The organism is Agarivorans sp. Alg241-V36, from assembly GCF_900537085.1.
GTDB lineage: Bacteria > Pseudomonadota > Gammaproteobacteria > Enterobacterales > Celerinatantimonadaceae > Agarivorans.
In genome coordinates this window covers 302,097-325,192 of sequence record NZ_UNRE01000007.1, presented here as the reverse complement: position 1 = coordinate 325,192, position 23,096 = coordinate 302,097, and the positions used below count along the sequence as shown (strand labels likewise).

Below are 23,096 nucleotides of genomic sequence, written 5' to 3'. Positions count from 1 at the left end.
GGGCTAATCAATACGCGAAAGGCTCCGAAGAGTCCCCTCCTTTGGTCCGAAGACATTATGCGGTATTAGCAGTCGTTTCCAACTGTTGTCCCCCACGTAAAGGCATATTCCCAAGCATTACTCACCCGTCCGCCGCTCGTCAGCAAAGTAGCAAGCTACTTTCTGTTACCGCTCGACTTGCATGTGTTAAGCCTGCCGCCAGCGTTCAATCTGAGCCATGATCAAACTCTTCAATCAAAAGTTTTTTCGCTCAAAGTTAAAAACTGAAATTATTACTGTTATTACAGTGCAAGACTCCAGTTCACTTAAGCTTAATTTTTTCGCTTAAGGCCCTGTGAGTGCTCACACAGATTGCTTGATAAATTGTTAAAGAGCGTTGCTTCTTGTCGAAGCGAGGTGCGCATTCTACGCTTTCCTCTGTGGCTGTCAACCGCTTTTTAATATTAATTAAGAAGAAGTTTTTGAGCCGCTAATAAAGCCTCAGGCCTTACCAACCCTGACTTAGCCTTGCCTCGCTTTAGAGCGCTGCGTGCCGTGTCAGTGGAGGTGCATTATAGGGATGCGCGTTTCAGGTGCAAGCGTTTTTTGAAGAAATATTAGGATTTTTGTTTAAGTGGTTAAAGCTTGTGCAAATCCGTACAAAAACTATAGATATTGCTGACTAATCATTCAAATTTGAGAACTGAGTAGCAAATTCATCTACCTTCGTCCAATCAGTTAACTCTAAGTCTTGGCTTTTATCGGTACTGCCGCCAGTCATTTTCATAATGAATTGGATCAGAAGGGCTTGCCACCAAGTGTACTTAGAATAAAGCAAGGCGCCTGCAAACACGGCTTGCAATTTAGGCATCCAAGCGGCATTAAGGTTTAGCTTCCTCATATATACACTTGTTTCGGGGGTGTTTTTCTCAGGCTTACGGGCGGTAAGGCACACACCAAAGAACGCTACAGGAACATTAGCCAGTTGGTTTTGGTACTCGGCTAACAAGGAATACAGTTGCGGCCTGAATTTGCCATAACGAATGGATGCGCCAATCAGTACTTTGTCATACGCCGTTAAATCTAGGCTTTGTTGATTACTATCTATCTGTATGTAATCAGCTGCTACTTCTCCCTCTTGCTGCGCCACAATGTGCTTGGCAATCTTTAAGGTTTGTCCTTCGCAGCTTGAATATAATACTAACAACTTCATGATTAACTTTTCCAAAACACAGGGGTAAATAGTACCAATAAGGTAAACACTTCTAGGCGGCCAAATAGCATAGCAATTAACAATACCCATTTGCTGGCGTCACTTATATCTGAATAGTGCACAGCTACTTGACCAAGCCCCGGACCAAGGTTGTTTAAACAAGCCACCACTGCTGAAAATGCCGATAGCTCATCCATACCTGACGCTATAAGCCCCAACATACAAATTACAAATACTAAGGTGTAAGCAGAGAAAAATCCCCACACCGCTTCTAATACTCGGTCGGGCAAAGCTTTATTTGCCAACTTAATTTGATAAACAGCACGCGGGTGAACCAAACGCTTGAGTTCTCTCATCCCCTGTAGGCTCAGCAGAAATACCCGAATCACTTTTAGGCCGCCACCCGTAGAACCGGCACAGCCACCAATAAAACTAGAGAATACTAATAGTACCGGTAAGAACAAAGGCCACTCGGAAAAGCTGGTCGTAGTAAAGCCGGCGGTGGTTGATATAGATACCGATTGTATAAAGGCCTGATCAAGTGCCACCGTAGGTGAGTCATAGACCTGTTGCGCCAATAAAATCGCTACACATATAAGAGTTAAGCTAATTTGAATAAAGAAGAAGGCACGACACTCAGGGTCGAGAAAATAGTATTTAAAGGTAATGTTACGGCCATTCACCGCGGCAAAGTGCAATGAGAAGTTAATCGCAGAGATAATCAGAAACACTGCACAGATGGTATTGATTAGGGAGCTATCAAAGTGGCCGAGGCTGGCGTCATAGGTAGAGAAACCACCAATGGCAATGGTTGAGAAGGCATGACAGATCGCATCAAACATCGACATCCCTGCCAGCCAAAATGCTACCGTACAACTAATAGTAAGAAACAAATAGATATACCAAAGCACCTTGGCGGTTTCGGCAATCCTAGGGGTCATCTTTTTATCTTTAACAGGGCCAGGAATTTCGGCACGATATAACTGCATACCACCTACCCCCAAAATAGGCAGTACCGCAACGGCTAATACAATGATCCCCATGCCGCCTAACCATTGCAGCATTTGCCGGTAGAACAAAATACCTTTGGGCAAATTCTCGATGCCAACAATAACGGTAGCACCAGTGGTAGTTAAGCCAGAAAAGGATTCAAAAAAGGAGTCGGTCACCGACATGTTGGGGTTTTCGGTGAGAATAAACGGCAACGCACCTACGCTACCCAGTACTGTCCAGAATAGAACAACAATAAGGAAGCCTTCTTTGGCTTTAAGCTCGGTTTTTTGCTGACGCTGGGGGAACCAAAGTAAAAAGCCCGCACTAACACACAGCGCAAAAGCCGCCATAAAGGCCTTACCTGCGCCATCTTTATATACCGCAGCGACAATAGCCGGAACGATCATAGCGAGACTAAATAGCATTACTAGAAGCCCAACGATCCTAATAATCGCTCTGATCTGCATCCGTGTCGTATCTCATTCTAAATAAAGTTAATGCTGCATATCTTGAAGTAAAGCGTTGCACAAGACAACTTAAGACAGCAGCTTCCCTACCTTAATCTGCCCACTTGAGAGGTTAATCAGCTGTTGCTTGAAACCTTCATATTCGCTAAGCGGTAAGCTCACCTGCATTTGAGCCAAACTAGAAAACTGGGTGTCTAATTTAGTGGCTTTGTAGCGTTCAAGCATGCTTTCTACTTGTGCAGTATAAGCGTATTCAAACTCTAAACTACATTCACCATGCGCGACGACTCGCTCTGACTCAACCAGTTTTAATGCCTGTTGAACTCCGCCACCATAGGCTTTAACTAAACCGCCTGTGCCTAGTTTTATCCCACCAGAGTAACGAACCACCACCGCCAATATTTGCCCTAAACCACTGCCCTGTAATTGAGCCAACATAGGTTTACCTGCAGTGCCCGAGGGTTCTCCGTCATCGCTAAAACCCAAGCATTGGCTATCGCTAGGATGGCCAGCCACAAACGCCCAACAATGGTGACGAGCTTGTGGATGTTGCTGCTTTACTTGCTCTAACTGTTGCTGAGCTTGTTGGCGATTAGCTACTGGAATAATCAAGCTAATAAAACGGCTACGTTTAATCAGCTCTTCACAACTTACGCTTTGTTGCGGTTTAAAATAGTCACTTACTGCTATTGCCAATTTTGTTCTCGAGTGAGGTTATTAGATGCCAATGCAGTAACCGCTATGTTGTCTTCTATGCGAATACCGCCAAAGCGACGCATTTCATCAACCCTTGCCCAATTAATCAAGCGGGTATGCTCCGATTCGGCCAATTCAGCTAACAAGCTCTCAATGAAATATAAGCCAGGTTCGATAGTAAGCACTTGGCGCGGTTCTATGATTCGGGTACAGCGTAAAAATGGGTCGTTAGCTGGAGCTGCCAATACGTCACCATCTTCGTCTAGCATAAAACCTCCCACATCATGCACCTGTAAGCCTAAGTGATGCCCAAGACCATGCGGGAAAAAGCAGCGAGTAATGCCTTTTTCAGCGGCTGCTGCGGCACTGCAATAAACAAACTCAAAATCCACCAGCAATTTGGCTAGCTGACGATGCGCTTTAAGATGTAAATCGGTATAACGTTGCCCGGGTTTGATATCGGCAATCAAAGCTAGCTGTAGTTTATCCATTTCTGTAACCAGCTCGGCAAACAAGCCCTTACGGTAAGCATAGGTTCGGGTAATGTCTGCAGCGTAACCTCTATATTCCGCACCAGCATCAATCAACATTGAATAATGCTGCTTCTCGGCAAGCTTACTGGCGCTTAAAGCGGTGTAATGAAGAATCGCTGCATTTTGATTCATGGCAATAATATTGGAATAAGGAAGTGAGTATTCACTTTTTCCCAAGCTAGCTAAATAGGCTAAATTAATTTCAAACTCAGAGGCACCAGCAAAAAACAGTTCTTTGGCACTAAGGTGGGCTTTAACCGCGCGATGATTAGCCTCGTGAATGGACTCCAACTCATAATCAGTTTTATAGGCGCGGTAGTAATGCAAATAATTAAGCACCGACTCTGGGTTTCGCTCACCAATATCCAAAGCCTCGGCAAGCTCTGGATGCTCTCCAATATAAGCGCAATGCTGCCGTTTAGTCGGTAAAAACGGCTCTATATCTTGCGGATTGGCCATCAATTTTATATCGAAGAAATCCACCCAAAAGCCTTCTGGGTCACCGGCAGTTTTATGCCAATAGTCATTGGGTTGATGATAAACCAAGCTGGGTTTGCTCTGGCCATCTACGATAAGCCAACAATGGGGGTGAGCGGTTAATGGTAACCAGTGTTTGAAATGCGGATTGGTTTTAAAAGGATAATGCTGGTCATCTAAAAACGTGCGCAGCGGGTAGCCCGAATGAATAATCAGCGCATCAAGCTCCTCACGCTCTAATACATCCGCAACGCGTTGCTGCAATTGTTCTATGTGCTGAGAAAACAGTTGATGAATAGTTGGCATAGCACCCTCTCTACGACTATTAATTAGCTATTTAGTTATAGCGCATTTAATAAACATATTGTTGGATCTAGAGCAGTTAATTGACGATTTATTAAGGATATAGCACATAGCTTTACAGCCAGTTTTGTGCGGCACTCAACAAAATATCAAACAGGTGTTTTAAATGGTCGTTATATTTGTTTTAATGTTTAAGTAACAAATTGATTACAAAATTATCTCTTACCCCTACACAATACTGGTGCAATGCACACCAGCAACAAGGAGAGCAGAATGATATATCAAGGCGAGAACCTTAGTGTTCGCTATATTGCCGACGGTATCGCTGAACTAACATTCGATGCCAAGCAAGGAAGTGTTAACAAGCTAGATAAAAGCACTTTAGTGTCGCTAGATGAAGCCATTAGCGCATTGCAGCAGCAAACGGAGCTAAAAGGTTTACTACTTAGTTCGGCAAAAGACGCCTTTATTGTTGGTGCAGATATCACTGAATTTTTAGGCCTATTTGCACTACCCGAAGCAGAACTTGGCGCTTGGCTAACAAAAGCCAACGACATTTTTAACGCCCTAGAAGATCTGCCAGTACCTACTGTTTCAGCAATTAATGGTTACGCATTAGGTGGTGGTTGCGAATTTATCCTTTCAAGCGACTTACGCATTGCAGAGCCAAGTGCACGCATTGGCTTGCCAGAAACCCAATTAGGCATCATGCCCGGCTTTGGTGGGACGGTAAGATTGCCGCGAGTGATTGGTGCTGATAACGCCATGGAGTGGATCACTACCGGCAAAAACTACAAAGCAGCAGAAGCTCAAAAATTTGGCATGGTAGACGCGGTTGTCCCCGCTGAACGTTTACACGATGCAGCCCTAAGCATGTTAAATGATGCGATAAACGAAAAAATCGATTGGCAAACCCGCCGTCAAGCCAAGCTTTCACCGCTGGCCCTAAACAAAATTGAAGCGATGATGAGTTTTAACTGCGCCAAAGGCATGGTTATCGCTAAAGCAGGTCCACACTACCCTGCGCCTATCACCGCAGTTAAAACCATGGAAAAGGCCGCCGCTTGTGGCCGCGAAGAAGCCTTAGCGCTAGAAGGTAAATACTTCATTGGTTTAGCTAAATCAGAGGTTGCTCAAGCCTTGGTCGGCATTTTCTTAAATGACCAACAACTTAAAGGTTTAGCCAAAAAGGCATCGAAGAATGCCCAAAGCATTAATCAAGCAGCGGTATTAGGCGCAGGCATTATGGGCGGAGGCATTGCCTACCAAAGTGCCAGTCGCGGCGTACCTGCAGTGATGAAAGACATTAATCAAGCAGCCTTAGAGCTAGGCATGAATGAAGCCAGTAAATTGCTAAACAAGCAATTAGAACGTGGCCGAATTGATGGCTTGAAAATGGGCAAAATACTGTCGGCGATTAATCCAAGCTTAAATTACGAATCAATCGCAAACAGCGACATTGTGGTAGAAGCCGTGGTCGAGAACCCAAAAATTAAAGCAGCAGTATTACAAGAGGTAGAACAAAAAGTATCTGCGGATACTATTATTGCCTCTAATACCTCTACAATTCCTATTTCCTTACTAGCGAAAAACTTAAGCCGACCAGAAAAATTCTGTGGCATGCACTTCTTCAACCCGGTGCATCGCATGCCTTTGGTTGAAGTAATTCGCGGCGAACATACTTCGCAAGAAACTATCGACAGCGTAGTGGCCTATGCCGCCAAAATGGGCAAAACCCCAGTTGTAGTGAATGACTGCCCCGGCTTTTTTGTAAACCGAGTACTGTTCCCCTACTTCTTTGGCTTTACCCGTTTACTGCAAGATGGCGCCGACTTTGTAAAAGTAGACAAAATCATGGAGAAGCAATTTGGTTGGCCAATGGGTCCCGCTTACTTGCTTGACGTTGTTGGTATTGATACTGGCCACCATGCTGGTGCTGTAATGGCCGACGGCTTCCCAGAGCGGATGAGCAAAACCGGTGAAGATGCGATTGACGTGATGTACCAAGCAGAACGTTTTGGTCAGAAAAATGGCCTAGGCTTCTACGCCTACACCAAAGATCGTCGCGGCAAGCCTAAAAAAGACGCCGACCCAGCAAGCTATGAGCTACTCACTAAAATATGCAAAGAGCGTTATGACTACAGCAGCGAACAAATTATTGCTCGCATGATGATTCCAATGATCAACGAAGTCGTACGCTGTTTAGAAGAAGGCATTATTCAAAGCCCTGCCGAAGCCGATATGGCACTGGTGTATGGCTTAGGCTTCCCACCTTTTCGAGGCGGTGTATTCCGCTACTTAGACACCATGGGCTTAGACAACTACGTAGCTCTGGCAGACCAATACGCTGAACTAGGTCCACTTTATCAAGTGACTGACGGCTTGCGCGCCAAAGCAGCGGCAGGTGAAACTTATTACGGCAAGCAAGGCTAATGGAGGAATATAAAATGAAAGAAGTAGTGATTGTTGATTGTATTCGTACTCCAATGGGCCGTTCAAAAAATGGCTGCTTTAGAAATGTACGTGCCGAAGATTTATCTGCTCAGTTAATGAAAGGATTAGTTGAACGTAACCCTAAACTTGACCCCAATGACATTGAAGACGTGTACTGGGGCTGTGTGCAACAAACCCTCGAACAAGGTTTTAACGTAGCGCGAAATGCTGCGCTGTTAGCAGGCCTACCTCACTCAACCGGTGCTGTAACCGTAAACCGTTTGTGTGGCTCGTCGATGCAAGCCTTACACGATGCCGCTCGCGCCATTATGGCCGACCAAGGTGATGTTTTCATCGTTGGTGGAGTTGAGCACATGGGTCACGTGCCAATGAACCACGGGGTAGATTTTCACCCAGGCATGGCTAAGTCAGTAGCCAAAGCAGCAGGCATGATGGGTTTAACCGCAGAATTACTGTCGCAAATGCACGGCATTAGTCGTGAAGCGATGGACGAATTTGGCGCTCGCTCGCACCGCTTAGCCCATCAAGCCACTTTAGAAGGTCGCTTCACTAGCGAGATTTTCCCAGTGGAAGGCCACGATGCCGATGGCACCTTAAAGCTAATTGAAACTGACGAAGTTATTCGCCCAGAAACCACTGCTGAAGGCTTGTCTCAATTACGCCCTGTATTTGATCCAGCCAACGGTAAAGTGACCGCGGGTACGTCTTCAGCACTTTCTGATGGTGCATCAGCCATGTTGGTAATGTCAGCAGAAAAAGCCGCAGAGCTAGGCTTAACAGTGCGCGCTAAAGTGCGCTCTATGGCAATTGCTGGCTGCGATCCATCCATCATGGGTTACGGCCCAGTTCCAGCGACTCAAAAAGCACTAAAACGTGCTGGATTGAAAGTGGAAGACATCGACCTATTTGAGCTTAACGAAGCCTTTGCTGCTCAATCGCTACCTTGCGTAAAAGACTTGGGTTTACTCGAGCAAGTTGACGACAAGGTAAACCTAAACGGTGGCGCAATTGCCTTGGGTCACCCACTAGGGTGTTCAGGCACGCGTATCTCAACCACCTTAATCAACTTAATGGAAGCCAAAGATGCCAAACTTGGTGTTGCCACCATGTGTATTGGTTTAGGCCAAGGTATCGCTACGGTGTTTGAGCGCCCATAAGCTAATAAACAGTGAGTAAAGAAATGGGAGCCTTGTGCTCCCATTTTTTTTGCATAAGCAGAGCAGGCGTTTTTCCCAAGCCCGTAGTTTGTTATTCTATGGCCATACACTCTTCGAACGACAGAATTGAGACTCATGGTTTTAGCTAAACAGTTATTGGTTGTGGATGATGACTTAGAAATTCGCAGCTTACTTGAACAATATTTAAGTAAGTCAGGTTTTGATGTGATTAGCGCCAATGACGGTGAAGAAATGGCAAGCTTGCTAGAGAGCAACGACCCTGAGTTAATCATTCTAGATATTATGTTGCCCGGGGACGATGGTTTTACCCTGTGCCAAAAAATTCGTCGCACCTCAAATGTGCCGATTATCATGCTCACCGCCAACTCAGACGAAATGGATAGAATTGTAGGTTTAGAGCTCGGCGCAGATGATTACATTGGCAAGCCTTTTAACCCTAGAGAGCTACTTGCTCGAGTAAAAGCCTTATTGCGCCGCTCTCAAGTTACCGCCAATGCCCAGCAAAATACCCGTTATATCCGCTTTGGTCAGTGGCGCTTAGACAGCCAAACCCAGCAACTAGAGCATGAAGACGGTGATAAGCTGGAGTTATCTAGCAGCGATTACCGTTTGTTGCAGCTATTTTTGCAGCACCCTAACGAAACCCTTGATCGCGATACTATTAGCGACGCCACTCGCGGCCGCGAAAGCTTGCCCATGGAACGCGGTATAGATGTGCAAATTAGTCGTTTGCGCCAGCGCCTCAAAGATGATGGTAGCAATACCCGCTTGATTAGAACTATTCGAGGTGTGGGTTACATGATGGTGACGCAAGTGAGCCATGAAGTTTAAGGCTTTTCTAAATCGGATAAAGCCCAACTCCTTGTTAGCGAGAATGCTATTGCTGCTGTTGTTAGCAATTGGCTTAGCGCAAGGTGCCAGCAGCTTTATTTGGTTTTATCAATTACGCCAATCCGAGTCCGAAGGCTTGCGCTCTACTTCGCACAACCTAGCCTTAAGCTTAGCTTCAACGGTGACTTTTTTTGAGTCCTTGCCCTCTGAGTATCGGCATATTGTGCTTAACCAGCTGCGCAAAATGGGCGGCACCCGTTTCTTCGTATCTCTCAATCAAGAATACATAGATATTGAATCCATACCGGATAGTCATCGCAAGAATATTGTGATTCAAACCGTAGGTGAAGTATTACATCGCGAGCTCAATCGCAGCCCAATGATTGATGTCGACTTCTCCATGCCCGATAAGCTGCATGTACTCAAAAACGATATATTACTTAAAGACTTGCCCTCTTCTTGGGCTTCACACACCTTACAAATTGAACCGCTTAATCCACCTATTTTAGTCACTCAAATAGAGCTAGAAAGTGGAGAATGGATTTATTTAGCTGCGCTATTACCTGCCCCTTACATGAGCTTGCAAGACAACTTATTACCGCAAGATCGCATCATGTTCATCGCCTTGATGACCTTTTTCTTGTTGTTGTTTACCTTTGTTTTAGTTCGCCGCCAAACCCGGCCATTGCGCCGCTTGGCCAAAGCTGCTTCGCGCTTAACCATCGATTTATTTCAGCCGCCACTGGTGGAAGAAGGCAGCGATGAGATTCGCAAAGCCACCCGCGCTTTTAATACCATGCAGGGGAAACTTAAGCGTTATATTGAAGATCGGGAATTACTGTTTCGCTCCATTTCTCACGACTTAAAAACACCGATTACGCGACTACGTTTGCGTGCTGAGTTGCTTGACGATGAAAAAATAATTGATGCTTTTAATCGTGATTTAGACGAATTAGAGATCATGGCAAAAGGTGCGTTGCAAACAGTTAAAGATACCGATATTCACGAAAACCTTAGTGATATCAATATAATGACCCACCTTAAGCATTGCATAGAACCCTTCTCTGGCAAGGTAGTGGTATTTGGTGAAACCGAAACACCTTATCGCGGTAAACCCTTGGCAATTAAGCGATGCATTAGCAATCTTGTCGAAAATGGCATTAAATACGGCAACGACATTGAGATTTATTTGCTCGATGACGATACCGAGTTATGTTTGCTCTTTGTAGACCACGGTCCAGGTATACCCGAAGAGCGAATTACAGATGTATTTAACCCTTATGTGCGTTTAAGTAAGGACGATTCTGGCTCTGGCTTAGGCCTCGGTATTGCCCGCAATATTGCCCATGCTCATGGTGGCGACATCACCCTGCAAAACCTCCCTCAAGGGGGTTTAGAAGTAAAACTCCAACTGCCTCACATTAAATAAGCCTTTTGTAACGAAGTTGTTACAAAAGGTTACTTTGTTATCAAGCTGTTTCATCTAGTCTATTTAATAGCCGATCACCGCAGTAAGATTGGTGAAATAAGGAATGGAATTCACAAAAAAATAACAAAGGCATCAATATGCGTAAATTTGCAACTCTCGCCTCTACCCTGGCACTTACTAGCGCTATTAACCTTGCTTATGCAGGGGAAGTAGAAGTTCTTCATTGGTGGACTTCAGGTGGTGAAGCCAAATCTGTAGGCGTGCTAAAAGAAATGTTAGAAGCCCAAGGACACTCTTGGAAAGACTTTGCCGTGGCCGGTGGCGGTGGTGAAAGTGCGATGACAGTATTAAAAACTCGCGCCATCTCTGGTAACCCACCAGCAGCTGCACAAATTAAAGGTCACGACATTCAAGAGTGGGCAGACCTTGGATTTTTAAGTAACCTGAATGACGTAGCTAAAGCCGAAAAATGGGATGAAGTTGTGCCTGCGGTTGTGACCAACGTGATGAAGTTTAACGGCGACTACGTAGCCGTTCCGGTAAACGTGCACCGCGTAAACTGGTTGTGGGCTAACCCTGCTGTATTTGAAAAAGCAGGCGCAAAAATCCCTACCACTATGGATGAATTTTTTGTTTCTGCTGAGAAACTAAAAGCCGCGGGCATTATTCCTTTAGCTCACGGCGGCCAAGCTTGGCAAGACGCCACAGTATTTGAAGCGGTAGCCTTAGATATTTTAGGCTCTGAAGACTATAACAAAGCCTTTGTAATGCATGATGATGCAGTACTTAGCAGCGACAAAATGGTTGAAGTATTTACCGTTTTCAAAAAAATGAGTAACTACATCGATAGCGACTCACCAGGCCGTGATTGGAACATTGCTACCAGCATGGTAATTAATGGTCAAGCCGGCATGCAGATTATGGGCGACTGGGCGAAAGGTGAATTTGTTGCTGCAGGTAAAGTACCAGGCAAAGACTTCGTTTGTTTACCAGCACCAGGCACCGACGGTCAATTTACCTTTAACATCGACAGCTTTGCCATGTTTGAACTGAAAAATAGCGACAACGTTACAGCCCAACAAGCCTTAGCTAAAACCATTCTTACTCCTGAGTTCCAAGAAGTATTTAACCTAAACAAGGGCTCTATTCCGGTACGTACCGATATGGACATGGGCAAGTTTGACAGCTGTGCCTTAGATTCAATGGCTACCTTTAAAGCCAGTAACCAGTCGGGTGACCTTGTACCAAGTATGGCGCACGGCCTAGCCACCACAGGTTATGTTCAAGGTGCGATTTACGATGTAGTGACTAACTTCTTTAACGATCCAGATGGTGACCCTAAAGAAGCGGTAACTAAATTAGCGCGCGTAGTTAAAGCCGCTAAATAAGCCTTAAAGCTCCGGCATACCTGCCGGAGCTTACCCTTGCTATCCCCCTTGTTAGTTTGAACACGGAGTTCGAACGAGGCTGTACTATGTTTAATACTCTGCAAAAATGGTTGCCAAAAATCATTCTGTCGCCGTCGATATTTCTGGTCACAGTATGTATTTATGGCTACGTAGCTTGGACTGGCTACCTCTCGTTAACCCATTCTCGCTTTTTACCCAACTTTAAGTGGGCGGGTTTACTGCAATACCAAAAATTAATGGAAAATGACCGCTGGGTCACCTCCTGCATTAACCTACTGATTTTTGGCGTGTTGTTTATCATAATATCTATTGTTTTAGGCACCTTGTTAGCGATATTTCTCGATCAAAATATTCGCCAAGAGGGCGCGATTCGTACTATTTACCTCTACCCAATGGCGCTGTCATTTATTGTGACCGGTACGGCCTGGAAATGGATACTAAACCCCGGCTTAGGTTTAGAAAAAATGATGCACGACTGGGGCTGGACCAGCTTTGAATTCAACTGGCTGGTGAGCAATGACATGTCGGTATATACCTTAGTGATTGCAGCGGTTTGGCAATCCTCAGGGTTTGTAATGGCGATGTTTCTTGCTGGCTTGCGTGGCATCGATTCAAGCATTGTTAAAGCCGCGCAAATTGATGGCGCGAGCATGCCCATCATCTATTGGAAAATCATACTACCTTGCCTGCGCCCAGTGTTTTTTAGTGCGGTGATTATTACCTCACATATTGCGATTAAGAGTTTTGACTTAGTGACCGCCCTAACCTCAGGCGGCCCAGGTTACTCCTCAGATTTACCTGCGCTATTTATGTATACCCACGCCTTTACTCGCGGACAAATGGGCTTAGGTGCTGCTAGCGCCATGATGATGTTAGGCGGCGTGCTCGCCATACTCGTGCCGTATTTGTACTCTGAACTGCGTAACCGGGAGCAATAATCATGACTAATTTTTCTCCGGGACGTTTGTTCATTTATTTCATCTTGATACTGTTTTGCGCCATTTACTTGATGCCGCTATTGGTGATGCTACTCACCTCGTTTAAAACCCTACCTGATATTCGTGGTGGTAACTTATTGTCGCTACCAGAAGTATGGGTATTTGAAGCGTGGTTTAAAGCCTGGGGCAGTGCCTGTACTGGGGTAACCTGTGAAGGCGTGAAAGGCTATTTTTGGAACTCCTTTAAAATGGCCATTCCAGCGGTATTTATTTCTACCTTAATTGGCGCGCTTAACGGCTATGTTATTGCACATTGGCGGTTTAAAGGTTCAAACCTATTTTTCGCCCTTATGCTATTTGGCTGTTTTATTCCTTTTCAGGTGATTTTGCTACCGATGGCTGCCACCTTAGGCAAATTTGGCTTAGCTAATACCACTACTGGTTTGGTTTTTGTTCACGTGGTATATGGCTTGGTATTTACTACTTTGTTCTTCCGTAACTTCTATGTATCGGTACCTGGTGAGCTGGTAAAGGCTGCCAAGTTAGATGGCGCAGGTTTCTTTACTATTTTCTTCAAAATTATGCTGCCTATCTCCAAGCCAATCATCATGGTTTGCATCATTTGGCAGTTTACCCAAATTTGGAACGACTTCTTATTTGGCGTGGTGTATTCGGGTTCAGATTCTCAACCCATCACCGTAGCTTTAAACAATCTCGTGAACACCAGCACCGGTGTTAAAGAATATAACGTAGACATGGCCGCCGCGATTATCGCCGCGTTACCTACCCTATTTGTTTATGTTGTAGCAGGAAAATATTTTGTGCGCGGCTTAACTGCTGGCTCAGTAAAAGGATAAAAACAATGGCGACCCTAGATATAAAACAACTTTACAAGCGCTATGGTAAAAACGGTCCCAATACCCTAGAAGATATTAATATCTCCATTGAGTCGGGTGAGTTTTTAATCTTAGTGGGCCCCTCGGGCTGTGGTAAATCCACTTTAATGAACATGATTGCCGGCCTAGAAGAAATTACTGCCGGAGACATCTGCATTGATAGCAAAGTGGTTAACGATGTAGACCCTAAAGATCGCGACATTGCGATGGTGTTTCAATCTTACGCGCTGTATCCCAACATGACAGTGCGCGGAAACATTGAGTTTGCCCTGAAAATTCAAAAGATGGATAAACCAGAACGCGATAAGGAAATCACTCGGGTTGCCCAGTTACTGCAAATTGAGCACCTATTAGACCGTAAACCTTCGCAGCTATCTGGTGGCCAACAGCAACGTGTATCAATGGGCCGCGCCTTAGCTCGTCAACCCAAGATTTACTTATTTGATGAACCCTTAAGTAACTTGGACGCCAAGCTTAGAGTTGAAATGCGTCATGAGATTAAGAAGTTACACCAGCGCTTGGGCACCACCATTGTTTATGTAACTCACGATCAAATTGAAGCAATGACTTTAGCCGACCGCATCGCCGTGATGAAAGATGGTCAGCTGCTACAACTTGGCTCCCCTGCCGAGATTTATAACGACCCAGCCGACATGTTTGTGGCAGGTTTTATGGGCTCACCAGCGATGAACTTCTTACATTGTAGCGTAGAGCAAAGTGACCAAGGTTTAGTGGGCTCCTTAGTATGTGACCAGCAACAATCACATCAAATCCCGCTGCCTGAACGGCTAGAAAAATACGCAGGAAAATCTGTAGTAGTAGGTATTCGCCCAGAGCAAATCACCCATGTAAATCCTTACAAACAAGATAAAGCCTTGGTGACCACCTTAAACTTAAAACTAGGGGTGCTGGAACCAACAGGTCCCGACACGATTGCCTTGGTAACACTAAACGACAAAGAAATTAGCTGTCGCTTAGACCCCGATAAGCCTGCGGTGATGGGCGAAAACCTAGACTTAATGTTTGATATGTCGAGCGCAGTGTTTTTTGACCCTAATAACGAACAGCGAATACGCTAAGCAATAAATAAACAACAAGAGGCTTCGGCCTCTTTTTTTGATTTATACGCCTTATATACCTGCCTTATTGCTCGCTCACTACAAAATGGTCAAGGTTGACAGCTGACACCTCGCTTTTAGCTGGTATACAATAGCGCTGTAGCACTAAGAGACCGTAGTAAAATGAGCAATAACATAGATTTCAGCAAAGCCGATCACCAATTAGATGCCTTAGGTTTACGTTGCCCTGAACCGGTTATGATGGTTCGCAAAGCCATCCGTAACATTGATATTGGCGAAACCTTGTTAGTGCAAGCCGACGATCCCTCCACTACTCGCGATATGGTGAGTTTCTGCGAATTTATGGATCACACCTTAGTGGCTAAAAAAACCGACCAAACGCCGTTCCAGTATTTGATCAAGAAAGGCAGTTAGCTTAGTTTTTTCAAAAAAGTCTAATTTATCAGCAATTCCCCGTACAACAGCACTAGGGTCTGCCTGCTTGCTAGGGTATACTCCGTCAGTTATAAAACCGATTATTTTTCATACGCGCGACACGAATCATGCATAAATACGATATTAAAACCTTTCAAGGCCTTATATTGGCCTTACAGGACTACTGGGCCCGCCAAGGCTGCGTTATTGTTCAACCTTTAGACATGGAAGTAGGTGCAGGCACCTTTCATCCGCAAACCTTTTTGCGCTCTATCGGTCCAGAGCCGATGTCTAGTGCGTATGTACAACCATGTCGCCGTCCTACCGATGGCCGCTATGGTGAAAACCCTAACCGCTTGCAGCACTATTACCAATTTCAGGTAGTAATGAAGCCTTCGCCAGACAACATTCAAGAGCTCTACCTAGGCTCTTTGGTTGAGCTTGGTATTAACCCCGAAGTTCACGACATTCGCTTTGTTGAAGACAACTGGGAGTCACCAACACTTGGTGCTTGGGGTTTGGGTTGGGAAATCTGGCTTAACGGTATGGAAATCACTCAGTTCACCTACTTCCAACAAGTAGGCGGCTTAGAGTGCTCGCCGGTAACTGGCGAAATCACTTACGGTTTAGAGCGCTTAGCCATGTACATTCAAGGCGTAGATAGCATTTACGACCTAGTGTGGACAGACGGCCCAATGGGCAGAATCACCTATGGTGATGTTTTCCACCAAAACGAAGTTGAGCAATCGACTTACAACTTTGAACATGCCGACACTACTGCCTTATTTGCGCAGTTTGACCAGTGTGAAAAAGATAGCCAAAAATTAATTGAAGCTGGCCTACCGCTACCCGCTTACGAACAGGTAATGAAAGCCTCACACGCCTTCAACCTACTTGATGCCCGCCACGCTATATCGGTAACCGAACGTCAACGTTTCATTCTACGTGTAAGAACCCTTTCTAAAGCCGTAGCCGAAACGTATTACAGTGCTCGTGAAGAGCTTGGTTTCCCATTATGCAAAGACAAAAAGTAACGGAGGCAGCATGAGTAACGAAAACCTATTAGTAGAAATCGGCACCGAAGAGTTGCCACCTAAAGCCCTACGTGGCTTAGCTGAGTCTTTTAAAAGCAACGTACAGCAAAGCTTAGAAAAAGCTGGTTTTGAATTTACCAGTATTGAATGGTTTGCCGCGCCGCGCCGTCTAGCACTAAGCATTCAAGGTTTAAGCGAACAAACCCCAGATAAAGTAGTAGAAAAGCGCGGACCTGCAATTAGCAGTGCCTTTGATGCCGACGGCAATGCCACTAAAGCAGCCGAGGGTTGGGCGCGTTCAAATGGTATTACCGTTGAGCAAGCAGAGCGTTTAAAAACTGATAAAGGCGAATGGTTGATGCACAAAGCTGAAATTAGTGGCCAAAGCATTTATCAATTATTCCCAGACATTGTTGCAGACGGTTTAGCCAAGCTGCCAATTCCAAAGCCTATGCGCTGGGGTGCCAAAAGCACTCAGTTCATTCGCCCGGTTCATACCATCACCATGTTATACGGTGAAAAGTTAGTTCAAGGTAATATTCTAGGTATTGAATCAGCTCGTACCGTGCGCGGCCACCGTTTTATGGGTGAAGCCGAGTTCGAACTAAACCATGCCAATGACTACGTTAAACAGCTAGATCGCCGTGGTAAAGTGATTGTTGATTACCAACAACGCAAAGCTATTATTCGCGAGCAAATTGAAGCCGAAGCAGCCCGTGAGGGTGGCGTAGTTGAAATGGACGAAGCATTACTTGAAGAAGTATGTTCTTTGGTTGAATGGCCAGTAGCCATGGTAGGTAGCTTTGAAGATAAGTTCTTAGCGGTTCCTGCCGAAGCACTGATTTATACCATGAAGGATAATCAGAAATACTTCCCGATTTTAGATACCAAGGGTAACTTATTACCACGCTTTATCTTTGTGTCTAACATTGTGAGTAAAGATCCTCAGCAGGTTATTGAAGGTAACGAGAAAGTTGTTCGCCCTCGCCTTGCTGATGCAGAGTTCTTCTTTGAAACCGATAAAAAATCACGTTTAGATTCTCGCCTAGATAAGCTTGCCAATGTTGTATTCCAACAAAAATTAGGCAGCTTACTCGATAAAGCTAGCCGTGTTTCAGAGCTAGCTGCACAAATTGCCGCAGAAATTGGTGGTGATAGCCAACATGCACAGCGTGCTGGTTTGCTATCTAAAGCTGATTTAAACAGCGAAATGGTACTCGAGTTCCCAGACATTCAAGGTGTAATGGGTATGTACTACGCCCAGTTTGACGGAGAACACGAAGACGTAGCCAATGCGCTTAACCAGCAATACTGGCCACGTTTCTCTGGCGACAAATTGCCAGAGTCTAAAGTTGCTTCTGCAGTAGCAATTGCCGATAAGTTGGATACCTTGGTGGGTATTTTTGCTATAGGCCAACTACCTAAAGGTGATAAAGACCCATTTGCCCTGCGTCGTGCAAGCTTAGGCATTATTCGCATCATACAAGACAAGGGCTTTGAGCTAGATTTAGATACGCTAATTAACAGCGCATTGTTGCTATTGCCGCTTGAGTTAAACCAAGAGCAACAAGCAAAAGTACATAACCAACTGGTAGAGTTTGTCTACGCCCGCTTACGCGCCATTTACCTAGAGCAAGGAATTGACGCCAGCGTTATCACTGCGGTATTAGAACGTAAACCAACTAAACCAGCAGACATAGAGCAACGCATTAAAGCGGTAAGCCACTTCCGCTCATTAGAGCAGGCTCAAGCCTTGGCTGCAGCGAATAAACGTGTATCTAACATTCTGGCTAAAAACCCAGATTTTGTTAAACCACAAATTGATAGCGCCTTGCTAAAAGAGCCACAAGAAAAAGCATTGGCAGAAGCCATTTCGGCCATGCAAAACAGCTTAAAACCTTTATTGGCAAACGGCGACTACCAGGCAGCATTAATCGAGTTAGCCACTTTGCGTGAAGTAGTGGATAACTTCTTCGATAACGTGATGGTTATGAGCGATGAAGACGCGCTGAAGATTAACCGCTTAAGCCTGTTAAACTCGCTACGAGAGTTGTTTTTAGAAATTGCTGACATCTCTGTGATTCAGTAACCTAGAAGCCAGCCCAATGCAATAAAAAAGCCGCCTCCCAGCAAGGGATGCGGCTTTTTTTGATCCACTTAACTTTTTTAATAAAATCAGCCTTTTCTTGAAATCCTTTTCAGCATAGTAGTGTGAGCTTGGCACGTTTTTTCGCGCTTAGCTTCGCTATAAATAAGCTCGAGTTCGGCTCATTACGTAATGTTTGTCTGTAAAGACAAAGGAAAGCTATAAAAATAGAAAGGAATTGGAAATGCTTAAAAATATCATGAAAGCAGGTGTGCTAGCGCTAGTGACAATCATTGCAGCAGGTTGTGCTTCAAGCGAAGGCGACAGCAAATTAACTCGTGACGTATACCTACGTGGTGTATTCACATGGTGGGATGCTGATCCTCAGTTTCAACTTCAACCAGTTGAAGGTAAAGAAAACGTTTGGTCTGCTACTTCTCCAGTAGACGAGCCACTAATTGCTGATGGCCAACCTTACGAGTGGAAATTTGGTGATGCTGCATGGCAATGTGGTACTAACTTCGGTTTTAAATCAGGTATTGCTGATATCAAACTTGGCGAGCGTCGTGAGATGAACAAATGTGCCGCATTTGATAACTTCAAATTCACTCCAGAAGTAGATGGCGTTTACCGTTTCTACCTAGATTGGACTGGTGAACTACCTGTAACTTACGTAGAAAAAGTTGAAATGTAATTTCAGCAGTTTCTAGTTAAGCCCCCTATAGGGGGCTTTTTTTTTATGTCTGTTCGGTCAACAGCAATAACTATATGGATGTAAGCAATGCAACAAGTCATTAAACCTGCCCTGCTTGGTTGTTTAGTCAGCATGGCAATAGCCGGGTGTGCGTCAAACGAGGCGACAACTGGCGCAGCTGCTAGCAGCTCAAGCGAAGCTCTTGCTCAAAATGCACAATGTCTCCAGTGGGATGGTCAGCCCGTAACCGTAGATGTAGGTGAAAGCTTTGAAGAAGGCACCGCTGTTAAAGATTTTTATAGCGGTCAAATGAGTACCGTTTATCAAGGTAAAGTCACCTTTACCCCCTCTCCAGAAAGCGGCGGCTTATTACTGCTAGAATCTGTGGGCAAACAAGCCGATGAGTTTAGCTGGGATAGCGCTTCTGTTTATTTTGTTATGACAGACCGTTTCTACAACGGAAACCCTAGTAACGATAATAGCTACGGTCGTAGCAAAGACGGTAAAAACGAAATTGGTACCTTTCATGGCGGCGACATTGCCGGCCTTAGCAAAAAGCTCGATTACATCGAAAATTTAGGCATCAACGCCATCTGGATTACTGCTCCATACGAGCAAATTCGTGGTTGGGTTGGTGGCGGTATGCGAGGCGACTTTAAGCATTACGGTTACCACGGCTACTACGCGCAAGACTATACCGTAATGGACCAAAATATGGGTACTGCGGAAGAGTTTAAACAATTCGTAGATGATGCCCACGCCCGTGGTATTCGCGTGGTTATGGACATTGTGATGAACCACACCGGTTACGCAACCTTAGGCGACATGCAAGAATTTGGTTTTGGTGCCACCCAAGAATACGACGTACCTATTGAAAACTACTTAGGTAAGAAGTGGACCGACTGGACACCTGGTAAAGGTGAAACCTGGCATAGCTTTAACGACTACATCGATTATGGCAATCGCACAGAGTGGGTGAAATGGTGGGGACCTGATTGGGTACGAACAGACATCTCTGGCTACCCTAACCCAGGCCCAAGTGATTTAGAAATGTCACTAGCCTACTTACCTGACTTTAAAACTGAGTCAGACAATGTTGTAGGTCTACCACCGTTCTATAAAAACAAAGCTGATACTAAAGCCGTCGAAATCCCTGGCGCCACAGTGAGAGACTACTTGGTCACTTGGTTATCTGACTGGGTACGTGAATATGGTATCGACGGTTTCCGTGCCGACACAGTTAAACACGTAGAGCCGGAAGCATGGCAGGAGCTAAAACTAGCTTCAAGCAAAGCCTTTGCCGAGTGGAAACAAAACAACCCTGACAAAGTACTGGATGACAGCGACTTTTGGATGACCGGTGAATTTTGGGGCCAAGGTTTAAATAACTCTAAGCTATTTAACAGCGGTTTTGATTCATTGATTGATTTCACTTATCAAACCGACCTAGCTAAAAAAGGCATGAACTGTTTATCTAATATGCAAGATGGCTATCAGCGCTACGCAGACGTACTAGGAAAGCGCGACGGCAAAGTTTTAAGCTACGTATCATCACATGATACTAAACTCGCCTTCGGCAGCATCAGCAAGGATTTAGAACAGCAAAAACAACTTGGCTCAGCCTTTTTGTTAATGCCTACCGCGGTACAAGTTTACTATGGTGATGAGAGCGCTCGAGAAAAAGGTCCTCGTAGCTCAGATAAACACCAAGCAACCCGTTCAGATATGAACTGGGAGCAGCTAAACGATGAACAACGCTTAGCGGTACACAATCATTGGCAAAAACTTCTGCAGTTCCGTAAACGCCACCAAGCGGTTGGTAGTGGTGAACACAAGCAGTTAAATGCGGCTCCTTACGTATTTGAACGCCGTAAAGGCGATGACGCAGTGGTTGTTGTTTATGTAGGCCAACAAGCCAAATAAACTCACTTTCCACTCAAATAAAAGCGGCTTACTAAAGCCGCTTTTTTATTGCCTAAACACAGCCGTAGTTTGTTCTGTAATGACAATTGCTATTCAAAAGCAAACTTTGTTAAGGTGACGCCTTAGCTTAAAAGGTGCGTTATGACATATTCAAATTTTGGCAACAAGTTCACCCGCCATTCCGGCATTACTCAACTTATGGATGACCTTGATGAGGGGATCCGAGCCGGTGACGAAATGATAATGTTAGGCGGCGGTAATCCGGCGCAAATTCCACAAATGAACGCCATCTTTGAACAGCACTTGCAAACTGGCATAAACAATAAGAGTTTATTGGCTGCACTATGTAATTATGATGCCCCACAGGGAAACAAGGATTTTATTTCCAATTTATCCACCTTTCTTAGAAAGGAGTTTCACTGGGATATTAATGAAGACAACATAGCACTAACTAACGGTAGTCAAAGTGCCTTCTTTTTCCTTTTCAACTTATTCGCAGGCAAAGGCAAAAACAATAAGCGGGTATTGTTTCCACTTGCTCCTGAATATATCGGCTATGAAGATAGTGGAATAGACGAAGACTTGTTTATTGGCAATAAACCTAGCATTGAATATTTGGCTAATAGACAGTTCAAATATCATGTTGATTTCGAACACTTAACGATTGATGAAAGTGTTGGTCTCATTTGTGTATCACGCCCCACTAACCCAACCGGCAATGTAATTACCAACGACGAGATTAATAAGCTTTCGGCACTCGCCAAACAACATCAAGTGCCGCTATTAATTGATAATGCCTACGGCTTACCCTTCCCCAACTTAGTATTCACCGAAGGGGCGAAGCCATTTTGGGACAGCAATACTATACTCTGTTTAAGCTTATCCAAACTAGGTTTGCCAGGTACCCGCTGCGGCATTGTTATCGCTAAGCCAGAAACCATCAAAGCAGTATCTAATTTGTCGGGGATTATTAATTTGTCGCCTGGAGGCGTGGGCCCTGCGTTAGCTAATGAGATGCTTAAAGACAATAGCTTACTGGACGCCAGTAACCATGTAATCAAGCCCTTTTACCAACAGAAATCACAACAAGCGATCAGCTGGCTTCAAGCAGCTATTCCTTCTAGTAAATTTCGAATACATAAATCTGAAGGTGCAATGTTCTTGTGGCTTTGGTTTGAAGGTTTAACGATAACTGACAAACAACTTTACCAACAGTTAAAAGAAAATGGCTTGCTAATAGTACCTGGCAGTTACTTCTTCCCTGGTATAGATAAAGATTGGCGACATACTCAAGAATGTATTCGTCTTAACTTTGCTCAAGATGAAGCCCAGGTAAAACGAGGCATTGAGATACTGGCTAATGTAGTAAATCCATTACTGGCAGATTAACTCGCTAATTAAAAAAGGGCCTATTGGCCCTTTTCATTCTTTATCACAACATGTAGTTAAGCAGATTTAGCATCTATAGTTTCAACGTTTAGCTTACCGTTAATAGGTATTTGCTTAGGCTTAAGTGCTTCAGGGATCTCTCGCTCTAGGTCAATAAACAACAAGCCATTTTCCAAGTTAGCTGCTTTAACTTTAACATGGTCAGCAATCTGATATTTACGCTCAAAACCGCGCTCTGCAATGCCTTGATGTAAAAATTTAGCTTGGCTGTTTTTCTTCTGTTTAGTGCCAGTAACGATTAATGCATTCTCTTGAGCTACTATCGAAAGCTCGTCTTCAGCAAACCCGGCTACAGCTAGAGTGATTCGGTAGTTGTTTTCGTCTACCGCTTCAATATTGTAGGGAGGGTAACCGTTGTTCTGAGTTTGAGCGCTTTGGTTTGATGCAGCTTCAATAAAATTAGCCAAACGATCAAAACCAATAGCAGTGCGATAAAGTGGTGAAAAGTCGTATTGATTACGCATAGTATATTATCCTCATAGAGCAATAAATTGTATTGGACCAGCACTATTGCTGCGTCCCTTTCTTAACAAAACCCACCTTTGTGGCATCCTGTTATTACTATATATGGGGCTGCTATTTTGGCTTTCAAGAGCAATGGATACAAAAAAGGCAATATTT

General features: G+C 44.6%; 19 protein-coding genes and 1 rRNA gene. 14 read left to right on the top strand and 6 right to left on the bottom strand.

Annotated features, from left to right (window positions below; all coding sequences use genetic code 11):
- The 5 genes from G6R11_RS17395 to pepQ all read right to left on the bottom strand — a co-directional run.
- Positions 1 to 237 (bottom strand): 16S ribosomal RNA (locus G6R11_RS17395); the annotation flags it as partial.
- Between the two features lie 424 nt (positions 238 to 661).
- The gene (hemG, locus tag G6R11_RS17390; RefSeq protein WP_205472900.1) at positions 662 to 1,192 is read right to left on the bottom strand and encodes a menaquinone-dependent protoporphyrinogen IX dehydrogenase; all 531 of its coding nucleotides are present in this window, start codon (positions 1,190 to 1,192) and stop codon (positions 662 to 664) included.
- Positions 1,193 to 1,194: 2 nt separating this feature from the next.
- The gene (locus G6R11_RS17385) at positions 1,195 to 2,652 is read right to left on the bottom strand and encodes a TrkH family potassium uptake protein (RefSeq protein ID WP_163134332.1); all 1,458 of its coding nucleotides are present in this window, start codon (positions 2,650 to 2,652) and stop codon (positions 1,195 to 1,197) included.
- Between the two features lie 69 nt (positions 2,653 to 2,721).
- On the bottom strand, positions 2,722 to 3,348 hold the full coding sequence (locus tag G6R11_RS17380; RefSeq protein WP_163134331.1) for a YigZ family protein: 627 nt from the start codon (positions 3,346 to 3,348) through the stop codon (positions 2,722 to 2,724).
- Positions 3,339 to 4,664 carry a Xaa-Pro dipeptidase gene (gene pepQ, locus G6R11_RS17375; RefSeq protein WP_163134330.1) on the bottom strand — a complete coding sequence of 442 codons (1,326 nt, stop codon included), beginning with the start codon at positions 4,662 to 4,664 and terminating at the stop codon, positions 3,339 to 3,341. Before pepQ ends, G6R11_RS17380 begins: the two co-directional genes overlap by 10 nt.
- A 270-nt stretch (positions 4,665 to 4,934) precedes the next feature.
- Here pepQ and fadB point away from each other — a divergent pair, with 270 nt between their 5' ends.
- The 14 genes from fadB (at position 4,935) to G6R11_RS17305 (ending at position 22,415) form a co-directional block, all read left to right on the top strand.
- Positions 4,935 to 7,094, top strand: coding sequence for a fatty acid oxidation complex subunit alpha FadB (gene fadB, locus G6R11_RS17370; RefSeq protein ID WP_163134329.1), 2,160 nt, complete (start codon positions 4,935 to 4,937; stop codon positions 7,092 to 7,094).
- Positions 7,095 to 7,108: 14 nt separating this feature from the next.
- Positions 7,109 to 8,272: an acetyl-CoA C-acyltransferase FadA gene (gene fadA / locus G6R11_RS17365; protein WP_163134328.1), complete on the top strand. Its 1,164-nt coding sequence runs from the start codon at positions 7,109 to 7,111 to the stop codon at positions 8,270 to 8,272.
- 135 nt (positions 8,273 to 8,407) lie between these two features.
- Positions 8,408 to 9,124: a response regulator gene (locus G6R11_RS17360; RefSeq protein WP_163134327.1), complete on the top strand. Its 717-nt coding sequence runs from the start codon at positions 8,408 to 8,410 to the stop codon at positions 9,122 to 9,124.
- Positions 9,114 to 10,553, top strand: a complete 1,440-nt coding sequence (locus tag G6R11_RS17355; RefSeq protein WP_163134326.1) for an ATP-binding protein — start codon at positions 9,114 to 9,116, stop codon at positions 10,551 to 10,553. The genes G6R11_RS17360 and G6R11_RS17355 overlap by 11 nt, the downstream gene beginning before the upstream one ends.
- Before the next feature lie 137 nt (positions 10,554 to 10,690).
- The gene (locus G6R11_RS17350) at positions 10,691 to 11,941 is read left to right on the top strand and encodes an ABC transporter substrate-binding protein (protein ID WP_163134325.1); all 1,251 of its coding nucleotides are present in this window, start codon (positions 10,691 to 10,693) and stop codon (positions 11,939 to 11,941) included.
- 86 nt (positions 11,942 to 12,027) lie between these two features.
- On the top strand, positions 12,028 to 12,900 hold the full coding sequence (locus G6R11_RS17345; RefSeq protein WP_163134324.1) for a carbohydrate ABC transporter permease: 873 nt from the start codon (positions 12,028 to 12,030) through the stop codon (positions 12,898 to 12,900).
- A 2-nt stretch (positions 12,901 to 12,902) separates the two neighbouring features.
- Positions 12,903 to 13,757: a carbohydrate ABC transporter permease gene (locus G6R11_RS17340; RefSeq protein ID WP_163134323.1), complete on the top strand. Its 855-nt coding sequence runs from the start codon at positions 12,903 to 12,905 to the stop codon at positions 13,755 to 13,757.
- A 5-nt stretch (positions 13,758 to 13,762) separates the two neighbouring features.
- The gene (locus tag G6R11_RS17335; protein WP_163134322.1) at positions 13,763 to 14,875 is read left to right on the top strand and encodes an ABC transporter ATP-binding protein; all 1,113 of its coding nucleotides are present in this window, start codon (positions 13,763 to 13,765) and stop codon (positions 14,873 to 14,875) included.
- 162 nt (positions 14,876 to 15,037) lie between these two features.
- On the top strand, positions 15,038 to 15,289 hold the full coding sequence (gene tusA, locus G6R11_RS17330; protein WP_163134321.1) for a sulfurtransferase TusA: 252 nt from the start codon (positions 15,038 to 15,040) through the stop codon (positions 15,287 to 15,289).
- Positions 15,290 to 15,417: 128 nt separating this feature from the next.
- Complete coding sequence (gene glyQ, locus G6R11_RS17325) at positions 15,418 to 16,323, top strand: glycine--tRNA ligase subunit alpha (protein ID WP_163134320.1); 906 nt, start codon at positions 15,418 to 15,420, stop codon at positions 16,321 to 16,323.
- A 10-nt stretch (positions 16,324 to 16,333) separates the two neighbouring features.
- Positions 16,334 to 18,412, top strand: a complete 2,079-nt coding sequence (glyS, locus tag G6R11_RS17320; RefSeq protein WP_163134319.1) for a glycine--tRNA ligase subunit beta — start codon at positions 16,334 to 16,336, stop codon at positions 18,410 to 18,412.
- 241 nt (positions 18,413 to 18,653) lie between these two features.
- A complete protein-coding gene (locus tag G6R11_RS17315; protein ID WP_163134318.1) occupies positions 18,654 to 19,103 on the top strand; it encodes a hypothetical protein in 450 nt (149 codons plus the stop codon).
- A gap of 87 nt (positions 19,104 to 19,190) precedes the next feature.
- Positions 19,191 to 21,026 carry an alpha-amylase gene (locus G6R11_RS17310; protein ID WP_163134317.1) on the top strand — a complete coding sequence of 612 codons (1,836 nt, stop codon included), beginning with the start codon at positions 19,191 to 19,193 and terminating at the stop codon, positions 21,024 to 21,026.
- Between the two features lie 141 nt (positions 21,027 to 21,167).
- Positions 21,168 to 22,415: a valine--pyruvate transaminase gene (locus tag G6R11_RS17305; RefSeq protein WP_163134316.1), complete on the top strand. Its 1,248-nt coding sequence runs from the start codon at positions 21,168 to 21,170 to the stop codon at positions 22,413 to 22,415.
- 56 nt (positions 22,416 to 22,471) lie between these two features.
- Here G6R11_RS17305 and G6R11_RS17300 read toward each other — a convergent pair whose 3' ends face one another.
- Entirely contained in the window at positions 22,472 to 22,939 is a 468-nt protein-coding gene (locus tag G6R11_RS17300; protein ID WP_163134315.1) for an Hsp20 family protein, read from the bottom strand.
- Positions 22,940 to 23,096 lie beyond the last annotated feature (157 nt).